Genomic DNA, 16,319 nt, shown 5'->3' with positions numbered 1-16,319 from the left:
GTTAGGGCAGACAAAACTGCATGGATAGATACTAACTTAATTATTCAGCCCTTAGCTACACTTCCATTACAGAAACGTCATCACTACTATGTCTTCGACTGACTTCTAATGGTCCATTGTTACTACGCTAGTTAACACCCATGAGTCCCCACAGGATAATCCGCACGCAAAAAAAGGGGTGCAAATCTATTCCCAGAGACACTTTTCTGTAAATAGATTTTGCACCCCCACTGCGTATGTGGGATTAGATTTCTAAGATAATCACTAGCAGTGCTACTAGCTCACTTCAGACTATCAAACTGATACTTCTCCCCAAAAAGCAAGAAAGGTTTGATTTCAAGTCTTTTGTAAACCCTGAAACGGTTGGGTTTATCCCTCTTTCACCAGCAGTCCTACAACCTCCACATGTGCTGAGAGCTTTCTTCTATACTAATAGACGAAAGGGTGTGAAAATGATTTTTAAATGATACTGTGGAACGGAACAGTAGCCCTAGTATTGACTACTGTCGTTTCTATTCATATTGGCTATTCTAGGACTGAGATGAAAAAATCTATAAATGCTCAGAATAAAATTGAACCCGCAAATCTCCCCAAAACAATGGTGAGTCATGTACTTGTATTATTCCGAAAAAATACACCTCTGGTGCAGTGAGACAAATTGGTGTATCTTATAGTGGCTTCGTAGATGAAAGCTATACTCTACTATCACTCTTTGATGATGTAGAACAAATTGAAAAAGATAATAGACTTCAGACAGCTATTGATGTTGTCAGAGAACAGTTTGGTTTTTTAGCCATACAAAAAGGAACCGTCCTAACTGAAGGTTCCAGAAATATTGAACGCAGTAAACTTATCGGTGGTCATTCCGCGGGTGGATTGGAGGGATTAAAATGAAACAAGAAAAAAATACAGTACAATTTTCAGAAATCCGTAGCAAAGGATGTAATGATATTGAAATGCTTGAAAGATTTTTACATGGAATCGTTGAAACAGCAACTTCAAAACTTCGTCAGAGAAAACTCAAAACAACTGAAATATCGATACGACTAGTACATGCTAAATCTGAAAACCGATTACCATTGGAATTTACATTTAGCATTAAGCCAACAAGCTCATCTGTGATAATCTATACTGAGGTAATCAATCGCTTTAAAGAATGTTACACAGGTGGGGGAATTCAAGGTTTTACGATTCAATTTGATAAAAATACCCTTGCCTCTGCATAGAAAGGATTTGATATGATTGACCGTTCATATTTACCATTTCAATCAGCAAGAGAGTACCAGGATACAAAGATGCAAAAATGGATGGGCTTTTTCCTATCTGAACATGCATCAGCACTCTCTGATGATACAAACAAAGTAACGTACATGTCTGACTTATCACTAGAGAAGAAATTATTACTCCTCAGTCAAGTATACGCCGGGCAGCTACGCACACGCATTCAAGTGATTGAAAAAAACAAGCGTGTTTCCTACACTGGAACAATACCAAGTCTGACCAAAGATTTCATTTTGATAAAAACTACAACAGGTCACATCAATTTGAAATTAAAAGACATTATTAGTATTGAACTTGTCGAGGAGGTGCTCTATGAATCAGCTTGAGTTTCAGCGTAATCACCTACAAATGGACTATTATAGCGAGAGCTACCAAGATTTTGAACGTGACTTCTACCGCTACTCTAACATGAATATTCCATTGACCTTCCTAACTGATGATATCCTAAAAACAATGGCGACTTCACGTAAGAATTACTTTGTCCTCAATAAGGAAAAGTCCAGAGATAACCGCGATCACTTCTTCATATTTGAAGTAAGTACCGTAGATGAGAATCCGCTAATCTATCATTATACATATAAGAAAACTACAATATATTTAGCAGAAAAATAGGAGCAGTTCAATTGACTGTTCCTATTTTTAATATTCATAAAATCTAAAGTCTTTATACTCTTTAACAATGGAGTCGCCAACCAGAACAGACTATACTGACCAGCGACTACCTTAAATTTAATGTTTCAGATTTATTTTCTTATCTCTAATTTCATAAACTACATCTGCTACATTTTCGAGTAATCGTTTATCGTGGGTGATAAACACGATAGTTCCGGTGTACTCCTTCATTAGTATTTCCAAAGCCTCTAAACTTGGTATGTCAAGGAAGTTACTGGGTTCATCCATTATTAGGATGTTATATCTACCCATGAGCATTTTAGCAAGCAACAATTTTATAATTTCTCCACCGCTTAAAACAGATAAACTTTTTCCAATATCGTTCTGTTTGAACCCCATAGATGCTAGCACTGAACGAATTTCTGATATATTGTAGTCACAATCCTTCTGCATAAACTCCATAACATTCTGATTACTGTTGTACTTGTAACCATTCTGTGCAAAGTAACCTATTTTTGCCTTAGGCGAAATAGAAATTCCTTCTTCATGGTTTAAGATCATTTGGATTAAAGTTGTTTTTCCGATTCCATTACCACCAGTTAACGCCACTTTTGCTCCTAACGGAATTTGAAAAGATGCATTTTCAAACAGAGCCTTATCCCCAAATACTTTATTAATTTCTGCACCGACTATAGGGTATGGATTATGGAGCTCCAATGCTTTACTTTGCCTGAAACGAATTCTGCGAATGCCTTCCGGAGCTTCTACTTTTCCTAAGGCCGCAATCCTGTGCTCTAGGGTTTTAGCAGCATTATACATCTTTTTTTCCTTACTTCCTATTGATTTTTGATGAGCTAAACGCCCTCCGTCTTCAGTACTTTTTTTCTTTGAAGAACCTTTTGCCTTCTGTTCTATTTTACGAGCCTGTTTTCGCTTTTCCTCCGCAGCCCTTTCCAATCGGGCACGTTCCGCAATAAATTGTTCGTATTCTGCAGCTTGGCTCTTACGTTCTTCCTCTTTCTGACGAAGATAATCAGAATAGTTTCCCCAATACTCAGTGATTTTGCCATCTTTCAGTTCCCATATTTTATCTACTATTTCATCAAGAAAATAGCGGTCATGGCTAATAACTAACAGTGCACCTGTAAAATATTTTAGCTGTCCTATTAGAAAATCAATTCCTTCACGGTCTAAATGGCTCGTAGGTTCATCCGCTAAAATACCATGAACCTGTGCCGATAAGGCCTGTGCTATTTTAAGCCTTGTTTCTTCACCACCGCTCATAGTCTGTATATTTAATTGCTCAACACCTAGCTTGCCTACAAGTGCAAAATCTTTTTCCTCCTGCAGAGTTACTTCGTCCAACTGGGGAATATAGGCAAGTTCACCCAGACGATTCATTTTACATCCTGGGGGAGTTAATTCTCCTAAAAGTACCCTGAGTAAAGTGCTTTTTCCAGCACCATTTGCTCCTACTAAACCAATACGGTCATAATCATATACTTCTAATTCATTTATATCTAAAACATCGCGTCCTTTGAATTCCACACGAATGTCTTTTGCTTTTAATATTAATTCCATAACATTTCCTCCTGTCTATAATCGCATGCTTTCATTTGCTTGTATGCAGGGAAAACCCTGCGATTTTAGCAGGAAGAGTTACATGAAAATAAGATACATAAATATTCCTCCAATATTGTTTATTTTAAATCTAATTTTCTAACCTCAGTTATCATTTGGCAAACTATAGCAATGCCAATAATTAAAATACCTGATAGTAAAAACCAATGATTTACACCGATTTTATCAGCAAAGAATCCAGAAAGAATTAACCCAATTGGCATAGCAAGTGACATGATACTTCCGATCAAAGAAAATACACGTCCTAAATATTCAGGCTTAATTTTCTCCTGAAAAAGAGCTGTTTGCACACCGCTATAAAATGGCACCGAAAGCCCCATTATTGCACAGCAAACTACGAATATTACAAATCCATTTGGAGGAAGTATTCCCGAAACGGCTAAACTGGTCCCCATTATAAAAAATGAACTTGTTATTAGTAATACATGCTTTTCGAAGCCCCCTAATCTTCCTAATAATAAGCCTCCTGCTAGCATCCCAAATGCAAAGGAAATTTCCGTAATAGAAATATGCACAGGCGTTCCATTAAAGTGTTCCATGCTTATTAAAGGAAATAGTGCATTGATTGGCATATAAACAAAAGTATATAGTGTTCCTAAGAGTAATAAGGCAAACAATCCTTTGTTTTGTCTCAGAACCACAACTCCTTCTTTCATCTCCCTTATGAAATTTGGTTCTAAACTTTGCACTTGATTACCCAGCTTAGGTATACGTACAATTGCTACCGTAATAGATGCAATCACAGCACCCAATACGTCGATGGCAATAATAGCATTTAAATCCCAAACGGAGTATAAGAGTGCTGCAACTGCCGGACTAACAATATAGCTTATAGACTGCAAAGACTGACTATAGCCTGCGCATTTCGTTAGCTGTTCTTCTGGTACTAAAAGTGGTGTAACCGCATTGAGTGCTGGGGTATGAAAAGCTGTTCCAATGCTACGGATAAACAATACTATCATAATCATCCAGACAGGTAGCTCCATACAGAATGCAACAATAGCAAGCACTGCACCAGCTGCTGCGATAATTAAATCGGCACCAATCATTATCTTCTTCCTATCATGACGATCCACTAGCACACCAATGGCAGGTCCCAAAATCGCATAGGGTAAAAAACCTACTAATGAAGCCATAGACAAGACCATCGCAGATCCTGTTTTTTCTGTAAGGTAAAAAATAATCGCCATTTGCAGGATGGCACTAGTGATTAATGATACTGCTTGCCCTGCCCATATTGCATAAAATTTTCGTTTCCAATTGTTGTATTTTTCCATTTATATTATCTCCTGCATATTATTTTGCTTGAATTTCTATTTTGAATAGCATTCTAGGCAATAAAAAATGCAGGCCAAACCCCACAATGTGGCTTTTGGTCTGCATACATACAATTTGGAAACATTCATATTAAAGACATAGTTAAATAAAGGTATAGTTAAATAACCAATATCCTCACCGTAACTAATGAATGCTCAATATCGTATAAATAAGCACAACAAAAAAGCCTATCATCGGGTATAGATTCTGCTTTTTTTATTGCCAGCTTATCTTAAACGCATTGAGGCTGTCATAGTTTCGGTTCCTCCTACATCTTTGTTTATATCAATTTATAGTATAACACAACAAGATGATATGTTCAATATAAAAGTTATGGAATGAGACTCATACTTCCAATTCGATGCCAGATTTAAAGGATATGACGAAGTTTTCTTCATAGACTGTAACGCTCTGGATTATCTTCCTTAGTAGCAAGCGATTAGCTTTCACAAAATCTTCTGTTTGTAGTTTTAAAAATTCATCAGGATTTTCTAACTCAACCTCAAAATATTTCATTTTACATTCCCTCATTTCATTTATTGATAAATTGAGTTTGCAAAAAAGAGTGGACAATTTTTGTCTACTCTTAACCTTTAAAATAGTTTTTTTTAATCGATTTGAAGTTGCCTAAATTATTACTTATTCGGTAAAATGAAGTATTGCTTTCAACAGATTTCCTTCAACTACACTTCACTTGATTCAAACAAGGTGGGTACATTTCTATTCCCACAAACTCCTTGTCAATGGAAACAAACACGTACCCACAGGGTAAATGGAAATAGAAACTGATAATTTCTAGCTATCACTTCTACTCATTCCAAAAATTTTCTCACTCTGATACTTACCCACCATAAAGCAAAAAGCCTTGCAATCAAGGCTTTCATTATCCCTTTCGTTCAAAGGTTTCTAAGCTTTTACGAGCAGAGCGACACACTCAGCGGTTCGCTATCTCCGTTCTGTCTGCGTGCTAGCACTTGTCAATCACGGACAGCTATCGCATGGGCGGAAGTAAATGCTAATCTTCGTCGTTTTACTCCTTGACTAGCAAACTTACCGCCTCAACATGATGTGTCTTTGGAAAACAAAGAATTAATCTCATCTAAAAAAATAACGGTATTGTGTCAAATGGTTGAGGTATTTCTTCTACTTCTTCTTTCGTTTCTAACACAACTTCACCCGATTTCACTCCAATTACTTTAGTCGTTTTAATAACTGTATCAGTAATTAGTATCTTTGCATCAATAAATCCCTTATATATCAAGTTTTTCTATTAGTCGTAATATGTACTCAAATCCTTTAAAATTCAATTTCAATTTTATCTCTAGAAATTCGATGTTTATTTATATCAAATTGTTTTAAATAAATTTCCAGTTTTCTAACTGATTTTTCATATAGATCAATTTGCTGAATTAGTTGTTTATTTAATTTTGCAACCTCATATTCTATATTCTTTAAAGTTACATTCTCGGGAATATTTAGTTTTGATAATTCATATCTTACTAACTTCCTACTACTCTTATCTATACTTTTATGATTAATAAACACTTCCGCCATCTTGTTTAAGGTGGCGATTTTTTCATTTATTTGAGTCAGTTTGATGTCTATCTCTGCTATTTCTGCGACCAGTTCGTCTTTGATGACCTGGTATTTTTTGTCTGTCTCTGTTAACTCAATCAAGAGGTTAATCTCAGAAATCTTTTCTTGAAGTCTTTCAACAGTCGGTCGTCTGTATGGTATTGCTCGACTATCGTTGGTTAGCTGTCTAATCAAGGTTCGTCCTTTTATATACTGATTCTTATCCGAATGTTCTTTGTTATAGATAAAGTATGAGGTTGTCTCACGGATATAGACTTTATATTTTGTCTGATTCTCTTCTTCAAGAATATCTAATTGATAGTTAGGAATGAAAATAAAACCGCTCTGCTTTACACCAAAAGACACCTTGATATAAACGCCCTCATCAACTAACTTCTCTATTTGGTGTCCTGCAAGTTCCACTTCAAATTCGTGAACGGCATCTCGCTTCTTCTTAAATTCCTCAAAGGCTTCCTCAATTTCTTCAGTGGCTACCTTCTCCTTATCACGTTCTTCTTGAAAAGCATGGTACTGCTCCTGTAAATTCTCTAAGCCTTCTGAATCACCGACTTCCTTATTTTTAAAATAATCTTGAAAAAAATTGACATCATATAATTTCTTATCACTTATTTTTTTATGACTCAGACTGAATTGCTTTCCATTTTCTTCAAGTATAAAGATTACATTTTTTTGTTTTAAGTCAATGGTTAGATTCAATTCTTTTGCTTTTGTTAGTAACTCTTCTAAAGAATTGACACGGTTCAACAAAAATTCTAAACGACTTTCAATCTCTTGCTTGGCAAAATGTGTACGAAAAAATTCTTCATCATATAAATCTCGTTTGCTGAGTTGGCGTCCTCGAATTGGTTTTGTCATTGCTCTATCCGTCATCATGAATCGACTATGCTTCTGACTAAAATCAATATGAACATGTAACTGCACCGCTTTTTCTAAAAAATCATCAAAGGACTTTGAGTGCTGCATCAAAAAATAAAGGCGTTGCTTCAATTCAAATTTATGACTAGACGGCCTATATTTTTGATAGTCACGGTAGGAGAAACGTTTTTCAATAATTTTCGCTCCAGCCACTTTAGAAATACGATCTGAAATCATACGAAGGTTTCGTTCCAAGGCATAATTCCATATCAACTTTTTATCTGAATTACGGTCAATGGCGTTGATTAGGATGTGATTATGAACATGATCATTGTCTGTATGAGTTGCCACGATGAAACGAAAACGGCCCCCTGTTAATTCCATCATGGTCTCATAACCAATGCGGTTAATTTCTTCAGGTGTCAGATTATCTTCAGGAGAAAATGATTGAATGAGGTGATGGGCATGGATATTTTGTTGATGTTTTTCTTGTCGGTCATTTCTGGATTCGTACAACTTGTCGTTATTGGTAAAGTTGACATTGTACATTTCTACCATTTCTTCATAGCTAGGGAAGTCTAAATAATTGCTCATGCCAAAATCAGATACCAATTTCAAATTGTCCGTTTTATCAGGATTGAGAATATACTTAATTAAACGCCTACGATATTTTTTTCCGTGTGTCGCAAAGTGTTTAGTGACTACCATAGAGCTCCTTCAATCTTTTCACTTCCACTTGAAATTCTTTCTCTACGCCAGTAATTAACTCACTAACTCCCTTACTCAATTCTTGTAACTGTTCCTGAGAAATCAAATGGCTTTGATTGATTGCACGCGCAATTTGATTAATGTTATTTCCAATCCGTCTCAATTCAAATACTAACTGGTCATAGGTATCCGTGTTAATGGTGACAAATGACATATTGGGATTCAACAACACTTTTCTGGCATAGACTGAAAAATTTTGACAGTGACTCTTGTCGATTCGCTCATTCAATTGATGTAACTCTGAATCTGTTAGAAATACTTTTTTGAGATTGGTACGATAACGATAAACCATAGTAGCCTCCTATCTCATGTATTTTTCACGAAATCCACGACTGAGCGGCTGTACTTGATTGACTTCCGCAATCAATTCTTGAACGCATGTCAGTAAGATTGAAACGTGTTCTTGAGTCACTTGGTGATTTTCTCTTGCGACAACTAGAACTTCATGCACATCTCGACTAATTTGTTCAAACTTTTGAGATTGCCAAAGGGAAAACCAACTTTCAAAAATTCTATCCTGATAATTCTTTTTCAACAAATTTTGACGAAGAAATTCTGAGAAACTATCCAGTTTTTGTTCCCTCATCATTTCTTTTATCTGTTTTTCTTCTTGTCTCGTGATCCTAAATTGCTTACGGATTAACTTAATTTCTTGTCCCATCCTACTATCCTTTCAACATTATACTTGTCTGACAGTGTCAGGCTGCCTCACATTGTCAGTACGCTTCCTAAAGACCTCACTCTCTTCTTGTTCGGTCTTTGCGAGCTCAGGCATTGTGGTCACAATACCCAAAAAATCATATCGCCAGCCGACCAAAACCTTTCTGTTTTGACAGCCAACGATAAGATAACTTGGTGGCTTCGCCCCCCAAACCCCCAGTAGAAAATCAAAGTTTGATTTTCTTAGGATTGATATAAGGATAACAAGGATAATTTGGAAAAGTTATCACATTACAAAAAGAATGGTAAAAACTCGATTGTTAAAATTTCTCTAACAAAATTGAATAATATAAAATGACTTAGAAGCAACATTTCTTAACAACGTAACTCTAAGCCATTTCCTAATTCCTCCGTTATGTCTATTCAGAAAGTACAGTCTCGTATATAGACATCTTATGTTTAAATGATTCTTTTCCTCCCTCTAGCTGATTGATGATGTGATTCTTTATAAATCTTTCGCTTACGTATCCTCTCGCTTCAATCCAAGCATGTGTTCCATCTGACTCCATAATTACTACTTGATCTGTCATAGAATTTGTCACAATTGTAGCATTATGCGTTGCTAAAATAATTTGCCTTTGAATTTTAGCTTTTCTAAATTGTTGAACTAGGTGACTGTATATATAACGGTTATCTAAGTTATCCTCAGGCTGATCAATAATTAATGGTCTGAAATCTTTAGAATAATCACTATATGCTAATATAAAATCAAGCATCGCTACTACTTTTTGCCCTAAACTTAGTACACTGACTTCTTTGTAAAGAATATTAAGTTGTTTTGAGCTTTCCTTTGAATTAATGTTAAACTCTAAAAATAATTTTTCATTTGCTACATGTTCGTGTAAAACTCTTTTTAACTCAGATAATAAACGATTATTCTTAATCAAAGAATACATACTTGATTTTAAATATTTGATATTGCTATCATTAATTTCTTTAAAATTTTCCCATTGATTAGTTCTTTGCAAGAAATTATCGTTTGATATCGTTTTTAAAAGATTAAAATATTTTTGACCAAGGCTTTCTTTTATTATACATTCAACAAAATTCTTTATTCCTAATTCTTTATAAGCAAGATAGAAAATATCAACTACATCTTGTTTACTTATTCTAAAATTATTGATGTTATCCTTAAATCTTAGAGTCACTATTGTATAATTTAGACAAAGGACAAAAACATGCAAAAACGCTACTCAAAAGAATTTAAAGAAACCCTTATCGCCTTCTATCATTCTGGTCAATCCGTCACCCAGCTGTCTAAAGAATACGACGTGGCCCCTGCAACAATTTATAAATGGATAGACCTCTACTCTACATCTAATGAAAGCTCCGTCTCTAAAGCTGATTTTCTAGAATTAAAAAGACAACTGGCTAAAGTTAAGGAAGAACGAGACATCTTAAAAAAAGTATTGACCATATTCGCCGAGAAAAAGAAGTGAGTGCTGCGGATATGGCTCAAACCATACAAACTTTAGCACTCAATGTCAGACTAAGCTGTCAACTCCTTGATGTTCCTGAATCAAGTTATTATGAACGGATTAACCGACATCCATCTAAAACTCAATTAAGGAGACAATACCTGTCACTCAAAATTTCTCAACTCTTCAATGCTAACCGAGGAATCTATGGTGCTCCTAAAATTCATCATCTTCTACTTAAACAAGGGGAAAAAGTCGGGTTAAAACTGGTACAGAAGCTAATGAAGCAACTTCAACTCAAGTCTGCAGTCATTAAGAAATTTAAGCCTGGATACTCACTAAGTGATCACATCAATCGAAAAAATCTCATACAGACTGAACCTACAAAGAAAAATAAGGTTTGGTCAACCGACATTACTTATATTCCTACTCAACAAGGATGGGCTTATCTCTCAACCATTATGGATCGTTATACTAAAAAAGTCATTGCTTGGGATTTGGGCAAGCGAATGACTGTAGAATTAGTGCAAAGAACTTTAAATAAGGCCATTAAATCACAAGACTATCCAGAAGCTGTTATTCTTCATTCTGACCAAGGAACCCAGTATACGAGTCTAGAGTATGAAGAGTTGCTTAAGTATTATGGGATGACTCACTCTTTCAGTCGAAGGGGATACCCTTATCATAATGCCAGTCTTGAATCTTGGCATGGACATTTAAAAAGAGAGTGGGTGTATCAATTTAAATATAAGAACTTTGAAGAAGCCTATCAGAGTATTTTCTGGTACATCGAAGCCTTTTATAATTCAAAACGAATCCATCAAAGTTTAGGGTATCTTACACCTAATCAATTTGAAAAGGTAAGTGCTTAAAATAAATAGATTAAAATTCTACGTTAGTTACTCTAAAAACTTGACTTAACGTCATATCAAATGAAGAACTTAGAAGAGAATCACTATCAAATAACACACTCTCCAAGCGTAGCTCTTCCCAACTATCAACTTGTTCATAACAAATTCTTAGCTTTCCAACTTGAGTCTTATTAAAATCATCTATTATTTCAAGTATCGATTCTTTTCGTTGTTTTCTATATTCATCAAGTTCATTCAATTTGGCTACAAATGATTCTAGTTTCTGAGTTCGTAGCCCATAATTAGGATTTGGTAAATTTTTATTTTTCAGCATCAAATCAGAAATAAATTCTGTAATTTTCTCTCCATCCGCTGTTCGAACTAATTCATTAACTGAATACCTTCTATCAAACATTTTATCTAAAACTTTGTTTTTATCGATTGATTTGAATTTCCCACTTTCTACTTTATAAACATTAGTATATTGCGATCTTGTCCACTCTCTGATTGAGAGAGAATTATAAATATAATGATACGAAAATTTATCTTCGAGATTTTGACCATAATATTGTAAAATATTATCCTTATTCTCTTGAAGTACATCTGGTAAACTTACCTCGATAATATATTCCACATTATCCAAAACGTATAAGATAAAAATATTTGCATGGTTACACATAAATTCCAACTTACTTTGTTTATCACAATATTGAGATAAAGCAAATTGAAGTATATCAATTAATGTGCTCTTACCTGTACCTCTACCTCCAATCAAACAATTCAATGACGGAGAAAAGGAAATATAAAAATCTTTTTCCTTTGATTTATCTAGTAAGAAACTTCTGTTCCCTCTTCTTTTTTCTACATAGACTCCTTTAATATAAGAGTTTCCCTCAATTTTTGGCTGTTCTAAACTAACAGATACTTCATAATCTAGTAATGCTTCCTCAAACATTTGAAAAGATAGTTTCCCACCTTTGAACCACATAATATTTTTATCTAATCCGTCAATATCATGTGAATCATTATCTAATATAAAATTTGGTCTACAAGAAAAGTCTCGTAATAGTTTATTAAATAAGCCAGGAATTACTTCAGCTTTATTTACACCCATAAATTTAATTTGTGTTGGAGAAAATAAAGACTTTTTATAAGCACCTGACAATTGAGCCTTTTTAGTAAAAATATTAGAAGTATTAAAATGAGCGATATAATTTAAGATTTTATTTTCATTAAAAAAATTCATTATAATTAAAGAATGTTGATAGCTTCCTTCCTCTGTACTGAGTAAGTTTTCATCCAACCATTTATTAACTACCTCTTTTTTATTATCATCAAATATTCCAACTATATGGAGCTTATCAGCAGCGCTAATCTCAACACCATACAAAATATGGGGGTGATATTTATAATTTCTATTATTTGCCTTAAGTATTGATACTGCTTTCTGCAGTTTTTCTACGCCTTTAGTAGTATTATGATCTGTCACAACTACTATTTCTAACTCATTCTGTAGAATGCTTTCAGCTAAAAACAAATAACTTATGTATTCTTTAAAATCTACAAAGAAAGAATCATCTACAGAACTAGCTAATTCATCCATAGGAAATCTTTTCTTTAATTCAATTTTGTTATTAAAAAAAAGTTCATATAACTGCTCATTTGTTGCAGCTTTATATTCATCCTCAGTCCAATTAGAAAAAAGCTTATAGTCATGCGAAGCTGGAGTATGTAAATGAATTAATGTTTTATGAAACACTCCAAAAGAGACTTTCTCTTCCGAGAATACTCTATATACAGTTTCAATTTTTTTATTAAATTTCTTTACCATTATTGGATAACCTGCACCTTCTCACTTTATTTTTCATTATAACATAAACAATTTATTATTTTAGTTATCATTCTAAATCAACTTCGCACGAATTACTGATAACTTCAAAAATCTGTATCAGATATTACCCAAAATATTCTTAACTATTTTTCTTGCATCTTAAAAAATTTTTGATATAATTGTTGCATAATAAAGCAACAGGAGTTTTAGCTTATGTTTTCTGGTAGCCGTCTTAAAGAATGTAGAATGGAAAAGCACTATTCCCAATCTGAGCTAGCTAATCTATTAAAAATCAATAGGGCGTCATACAACAAATGGGAGACTGGTAAATCTGTTCCTAATCAAAAAAATCTTTCTGCCCTTGCAAGAATACTTGATGTTCCAACAACCTATTTTGAATCGGAATACAAGATTGTGAATACCTATCTCCAACTATCTACGGAAAATCAAGGAAAGGTTGATGAGTATGCGGAAGGACTACTTCAGGCACAACAATCACATGATAAGGTTGTTCCACTATTTGCTGTAGAAGTGTTATCTGATATCGCTCTTTCTGCTGGTCTTGGAGAATCGCTCTTTGACGAATACGATACAGAGACCGTCTATGCTGAGGAAGAACAGTATGGTTATGATATTGCTGCTTGGATTAAAGGAGACTCTATGGAACCCATCTATCTTGATGGTGAAGTAGCCCTTATTCGTGCTAGTGGTTTTGATTACGATGGTGCAGTCTACGCCCTATCTTGGAATGATTCTGTCTATATCAAAAAACTTTATCGAGAAGAACATGGCTTTAGAATGGTATCCCTCAACGATAACTACCCTGATAAATGGATTCCTTATGAAGACAATCCTCGTATCGTGGGACTTGTCGTAAGTCACTTTATGCCTGTTATAGGAGCTTAAATATGTCAGTCAATATTAAAGAAATGATTTATCTCAGAGACAACCGTATCTATTTTACACCCTATCTCAAAGAGTATGACATTACTGATCATATTCAGGAACTGATGGAAGAATTAGAAATGCTTAAAAGAGGATAAGATGATGGGCTATATCGATTACTCAAGAGAACCTCAGTCTGATATAGCTTTCGTTGATATGAAATCATTCTATGCTTCGGTTGAATGTGTGGATAGAGGATTGAATCCCCTCCATACCTCTCTCTGTGTCATGAGTCGTGCTGATAACGCTGGAGGCTTAATTTTAGCCTCTTCTCCCATGTTCAAAAAGGTCTTTGGTAAAAATAATGTTGGACGTGCCTACGATTTACCTTTTGACATCAGCACAAGAAAATTTGACCACTATAATGCCAAACGTCAATGCTTAGACATATCACCACGCTATATTTCCTATATTGAACATTGGGCTAAGCGAACGCTTATTGTCCCTCCTCGAATGGATAGATATATTGAAAAGAATATTGATATTCAGCACATTTTCCAAGATTATGCTGCCCCTGAAGATATTCTCCCCTACTCCATCGATGAAGGGTTTATTGATTTAACCTCCTCGCTCAATTACTTTGTAAGTGATAAACAGATGGATAGAAAGGCAAAATTAGATGTAGTCTCTGCCAAACTACAACATGACATCTGGCAAAAGACTGGTATCTATTCTACCATTGGTATGAGTAACGCTAACCCATTATTGGCCAAACTTGCTCTAGACAATGAAGCCAAACGAACACCTACTATGCGTGCCAATTGGTCCTACGAAGATGTAGAAACCAAAGTCTGGTCAATCCCTCATCTAACTGATTTTTGGGGTATTGGTTCTAGAACAGAAAAACGCCTTCACAAACTAGGAATTGCCTCTATCAAGGAACTAGCCAATAGCAATCCAGACCTATTGAAAAAAGAATTTGGGAAGGTTGGAGTCCAGTTGTGGTTTCATGCCAATGGTGTTGACGAGAGTAATGTTCATCAACCCTATAAACCAAAGTCACACGGGCTTGGCAACTCTCAGGTGCTACCTCGTGACTATGTCAAGCAGCGTGATATTGAGATTGTCCTTAGTGAAATGGCTGAACAAGTTGCCATCCGAATGAGGAGAGAACATCAGAAAGCTACTATTGTTTCCATCTTTGTGACCTACTCTAAAACAGAAATGAAACAGCCAATTAACGCTCAAATGAAGATAGAACCCACTAATCATACACGACTGCTTACCGATACCGTATTAACGCTTTTTCGTAAAAAATACACGTCAGGAGCCGTTCGGGGTATTGCAGTCAATTACTCAGGATTTGTCGATGAAAGCTATACCTTAATCTCATTATTTGATGATATCGAAGCAACCGAAAAAGAAGAAAAGTTACAACAAACTATTGACCATATTAGAGACCAATTCGGTTTTTTAGCGGTTCAAAAAGGAACTGCCCTCCTAGACAGTTCCAGGAATATTGCAAGAAGTAAACTAATAGGAGGCCACTCAGCAGGTGGCTTGGAGGGATTACAATGATTGACCGATCATACTTACCATTTCAATCCGCAAGAGACTATCAAGACGTTAACATGCAAAAGTGGATGGGGTTCTTTTTATCGGAACACACCTCCGCCTTATCAGATGATGTTAAGCAAGTCAGCTACCTTTCTGACCTATCGCTGAATCAAAAATTAATGTTACTCAGTCAGAGTTACGCTAATCAATTGACCATACAGGTGACTAGAAAACAGAAAAATGATTTACAAAATATTATCGGAACCATTCCGACCCTATCAACAAATGAGGTCATTCTAAAAACCAATGACGGACATATCGCGATCGCTTTAGAAGATATTATAACTATCACATTAGTTGAGGAGGTCTACCATGAATCAGCTTGACTTTTATAAAAACGAATTACAGATGGACTACTTCAGTGAAAATTACCGTAAATTTGAAAGTGACTTCTATCGCTACTCAGCACTTGATACACCACTGACTTTTCTAACAGATGATATCATGTTGGCAATGGCGAAATCTGCTAAAAACTATTTCAAGCTCAATAAAGAAAATGCTAAAGATAATCGCGATCATTATTTCATTTTTGACATAGAAAACCTAAATGATAGTAAATTGACAAAAAAATATGTGTATCAGCGAACAACAAGCATCAGACAAAAAGATTAGGCCTTCATCACAATGCCTAATCTTTTTTACTCATTTTTAGGTTTCTTTGCCTGCCTAAATTGCTCTATCCGCTTTTCAAGTTGCTCAGTCTTCAATTTATTCTTAGCTTCAGTTATGGTCTCATCTAATATAGGCTCCTTTAGCAATATTTCAGGAGACTTTTTTTCATCTTCGATAGTTTGACGTGTAGCGTCAAAAACGACATCTAATAATTGGTTGACCTTATGTAAGTCAGCTTCAGTCATTCCTGATAAGCGATGAATGAGTTGTTTAAAACTATCTTGGTTGTGTCTTTGTTTTTTGAATAACCTCATC

General features: G+C 35.0%; 19 protein-coding genes. 10 read left to right on the top strand and 9 right to left on the bottom strand.

Annotated features, from left to right (window positions below):
• The first annotated feature begins 648 nt into the window (after positions 1-648).
• Genes HMPREF2634_RS05480 through HMPREF2634_RS05465 form a run of 4 tightly spaced genes read left to right on the top strand, consistent with a single transcriptional unit; the run spans position 649 to position 1,893 of the window.
• Positions 649-894 (top strand): hypothetical protein, encoded by a 246-nt coding sequence (locus HMPREF2634_RS05480; protein WP_001813542.1) that lies wholly within the window; start codon positions 649-651, stop codon positions 892-894.
• Complete coding sequence (locus tag HMPREF2634_RS05475; RefSeq protein ID WP_000806926.1) at positions 891-1,226, top strand: DinB/UmuC family translesion DNA polymerase; 336 nt, start codon at positions 891-893, stop codon at positions 1,224-1,226. Before HMPREF2634_RS05480 ends, HMPREF2634_RS05475 begins: the two co-directional genes overlap by 4 nt.
• Before the next feature lie 12 nt (positions 1,227-1,238).
• The gene (locus tag HMPREF2634_RS05470; RefSeq protein ID WP_000567222.1) at positions 1,239-1,607 is read left to right on the top strand and encodes a hypothetical protein; all 369 of its coding nucleotides are present in this window, start codon (positions 1,239-1,241) and stop codon (positions 1,605-1,607) included.
• Positions 1,594-1,893: a DUF5960 family protein gene (locus HMPREF2634_RS05465; RefSeq protein WP_001072467.1), complete on the top strand. Its 300-nt coding sequence runs from the start codon at positions 1,594-1,596 to the stop codon at positions 1,891-1,893. The genes HMPREF2634_RS05470 and HMPREF2634_RS05465 overlap by 14 nt, the downstream gene beginning before the upstream one ends.
• Positions 1,894-2,010: 117 nt before the next feature.
• Here HMPREF2634_RS05465 and msr(D) read toward each other — a convergent pair whose 3' ends face one another.
• From msr(D) to HMPREF2634_RS09735, 7 genes are all read right to left on the bottom strand, one after another.
• Positions 2,011-3,474, bottom strand: coding sequence for an ABC-F type ribosomal protection protein Msr(D) (gene msr(D) / locus HMPREF2634_RS05460; RefSeq protein WP_000420313.1), 1,464 nt, complete (start codon positions 3,472-3,474; stop codon positions 2,011-2,013).
• A 119-nt stretch (positions 3,475-3,593) separates the two neighbouring features.
• Positions 3,594-4,811, bottom strand: a complete 1,218-nt coding sequence (gene mef(A) / locus HMPREF2634_RS05455) for a macrolide efflux MFS transporter Mef(A) (protein ID WP_000417519.1) — start codon at positions 4,809-4,811, stop codon at positions 3,594-3,596.
• A gap of 385 nt (positions 4,812-5,196) precedes the next feature.
• On the bottom strand, positions 5,197-5,367 hold the full coding sequence (locus HMPREF2634_RS05450) for a hypothetical protein (RefSeq protein WP_000873143.1): 171 nt from the start codon (positions 5,365-5,367) through the stop codon (positions 5,197-5,199).
• A gap of 780 nt (positions 5,368-6,147) precedes the next feature.
• Positions 6,148-8,010, bottom strand: coding sequence for an SAG1250 family conjugative relaxase (locus tag HMPREF2634_RS05445; RefSeq protein WP_070836377.1), 1,863 nt, complete (start codon positions 8,008-8,010; stop codon positions 6,148-6,150).
• Positions 7,997-8,362 carry a plasmid mobilization relaxosome protein MobC gene (mobC, locus tag HMPREF2634_RS05440; RefSeq protein ID WP_000263053.1) on the bottom strand — a complete coding sequence of 122 codons (366 nt, stop codon included), beginning with the start codon at positions 8,360-8,362 and terminating at the stop codon, positions 7,997-7,999. Before mobC ends, HMPREF2634_RS05445 begins: the two co-directional genes overlap by 14 nt.
• Positions 8,363-8,371: 9 nt before the next feature.
• Positions 8,372-8,731: an SAG1252 family conjugative relaxosome accessory protein gene (locus tag HMPREF2634_RS05435; RefSeq protein WP_000529539.1), complete on the bottom strand. Its 360-nt coding sequence runs from the start codon at positions 8,729-8,731 to the stop codon at positions 8,372-8,374.
• Positions 8,732-9,149: 418 nt separating this feature from the next.
• On the bottom strand, positions 9,150-9,938 hold the full coding sequence (locus HMPREF2634_RS09735) for an AAA family ATPase (RefSeq protein ID WP_002921310.1): 789 nt from the start codon (positions 9,936-9,938) through the stop codon (positions 9,150-9,152).
• Positions 9,939-9,968: 30 nt separating this feature from the next.
• On the opposite strand from HMPREF2634_RS09735, the gene HMPREF2634_RS05420 reads away from it, so the two are divergent.
• A protein-coding gene (locus tag HMPREF2634_RS05420) for an IS3-like element IS981 family transposase (protein WP_106083840.1) occupies positions 9,969-11,080 on the top strand; the annotation gives its coding sequence in 2 pieces (ribosomal slippage) (positions 9,969-10,185 and positions 10,185-11,080; 1,113 coding nt in all).
• 10 nt (positions 11,081-11,090) lie between these two features.
• Here HMPREF2634_RS05420 and HMPREF2634_RS05415 read toward each other — a convergent pair.
• Positions 11,091-12,890, bottom strand: a complete 1,800-nt coding sequence (locus HMPREF2634_RS05415) for a Spaf_1101 family AAA-like ATPase (RefSeq protein WP_257362200.1) — start codon at positions 12,888-12,890, stop codon at positions 11,091-11,093.
• Between the two features lie 213 nt (positions 12,891-13,103).
• On the opposite strand from HMPREF2634_RS05415, the gene HMPREF2634_RS05410 reads away from it, so the two are divergent.
• The 5 genes from HMPREF2634_RS05410 to HMPREF2634_RS05395 are packed head-to-tail and all read left to right on the top strand — an operon-like array spanning position 13,104 to position 16,004.
• On the top strand, positions 13,104-13,796 hold the full coding sequence (locus HMPREF2634_RS05410) for a helix-turn-helix domain-containing protein (protein ID WP_000491222.1): 693 nt from the start codon (positions 13,104-13,106) through the stop codon (positions 13,794-13,796).
• 2 nt (positions 13,797-13,798) lie between these two features.
• On the top strand, positions 13,799-13,933 hold the full coding sequence (locus HMPREF2634_RS10205; protein WP_000115706.1) for a hypothetical protein: 135 nt from the start codon (positions 13,799-13,801) through the stop codon (positions 13,931-13,933).
• Positions 13,934-13,937: 4 nt separating this feature from the next.
• A complete protein-coding gene (locus HMPREF2634_RS05405) occupies positions 13,938-15,353 on the top strand; it encodes a Y-family DNA polymerase (protein ID WP_001840572.1) in 1,416 nt (471 codons plus the stop codon).
• Positions 15,350-15,718 (top strand): hypothetical protein, encoded by a 369-nt coding sequence (locus tag HMPREF2634_RS05400; protein WP_000567221.1) that lies wholly within the window; start codon positions 15,350-15,352, stop codon positions 15,716-15,718. The genes HMPREF2634_RS05405 and HMPREF2634_RS05400 overlap by 4 nt, the downstream gene beginning before the upstream one ends.
• On the top strand, positions 15,705-16,004 hold the full coding sequence (locus HMPREF2634_RS05395) for a DUF5960 family protein (protein WP_001072431.1): 300 nt from the start codon (positions 15,705-15,707) through the stop codon (positions 16,002-16,004). The genes HMPREF2634_RS05400 and HMPREF2634_RS05395 overlap by 14 nt, the downstream gene beginning before the upstream one ends.
• Positions 16,005-16,030: 26 nt before the next feature.
• Here HMPREF2634_RS05395 and HMPREF2634_RS05390 read toward each other — a convergent pair whose 3' ends face one another.
• The gene (locus tag HMPREF2634_RS05390; RefSeq protein WP_070836375.1) at positions 16,031-16,318 is read right to left on the bottom strand and encodes a hypothetical protein; all 288 of its coding nucleotides are present in this window, start codon (positions 16,316-16,318) and stop codon (positions 16,031-16,033) included.
• Between the last annotated feature and the right edge of the window lies 1 nt (position 16,319).

Origin of the sequence: Streptococcus sp. HMSC034B03 (genome assembly GCF_001838575.1) — a bacterium.
In the GTDB taxonomy this organism is placed as follows: domain Bacteria; phylum Bacillota; class Bacilli; order Lactobacillales; family Streptococcaceae; genus Streptococcus; species Streptococcus anginosus.
This window is presented reverse-complemented; position numbering and strand designations above follow the sequence as displayed.

Excerpts from the sequence above, each read along its gene's own strand:
- HMPREF2634_RS05475 (WP_000806926.1), top strand. The coding sequence starts at position 891 with ATGAAACAAGAAAAAAATACAGTACAATTTTCAGAAATCCGTAGCAAA.
- HMPREF2634_RS05470 (WP_000567222.1), top strand. The coding sequence starts at position 1,239 with ATGATTGACCGTTCATATTTACCATTTCAATCAGCAAGAGAGTACCAG.
- HMPREF2634_RS05465 (WP_001072467.1), top strand. The coding sequence starts at position 1,594 with ATGAATCAGCTTGAGTTTCAGCGTAATCACCTACAAATGGACTATTAT.
- HMPREF2634_RS05450 (WP_000873143.1), bottom strand. The coding sequence starts at position 5,367 with ATGAAATATTTTGAGGTTGAGTTAGAAAATCCTGATGAATTTTTAAAA.
- HMPREF2634_RS05445 (WP_070836377.1), bottom strand. The coding sequence starts at position 8,010 with ATGGTAGTCACTAAACACTTTGCGACACACGGAAAAAAATATCGTAGG.
- mobC (WP_000263053.1), bottom strand. The coding sequence starts at position 8,362 with ATGGTTTATCGTTATCGTACCAATCTCAAAAAAGTATTTCTAACAGAT.
- HMPREF2634_RS05435 (WP_000529539.1), bottom strand. The coding sequence starts at position 8,731 with ATGGGACAAGAAATTAAGTTAATCCGTAAGCAATTTAGGATCACGAGA.
- HMPREF2634_RS05415 (WP_257362200.1), bottom strand. The coding sequence starts at position 12,890 with ATGGTAAAGAAATTTAATAAAAAAATTGAAACTGTATATAGAGTATTC.
- HMPREF2634_RS05410 (WP_000491222.1), top strand. The coding sequence starts at position 13,104 with ATGTTTTCTGGTAGCCGTCTTAAAGAATGTAGAATGGAAAAGCACTAT.
- HMPREF2634_RS10205 (WP_000115706.1), top strand. The coding sequence starts at position 13,799 with ATGTCAGTCAATATTAAAGAAATGATTTATCTCAGAGACAACCGTATC.
- HMPREF2634_RS05405 (WP_001840572.1), top strand. The coding sequence starts at position 13,938 with ATGGGCTATATCGATTACTCAAGAGAACCTCAGTCTGATATAGCTTTC.
- HMPREF2634_RS05400 (WP_000567221.1), top strand. The coding sequence starts at position 15,350 with ATGATTGACCGATCATACTTACCATTTCAATCCGCAAGAGACTATCAA.
- HMPREF2634_RS05395 (WP_001072431.1), top strand. The coding sequence starts at position 15,705 with ATGAATCAGCTTGACTTTTATAAAAACGAATTACAGATGGACTACTTC.
- HMPREF2634_RS05390 (WP_070836375.1), bottom strand. The coding sequence starts at position 16,318 with ATGAGGTTATTCAAAAAACAAAGACACAACCAAGATAGTTTTAAACAA.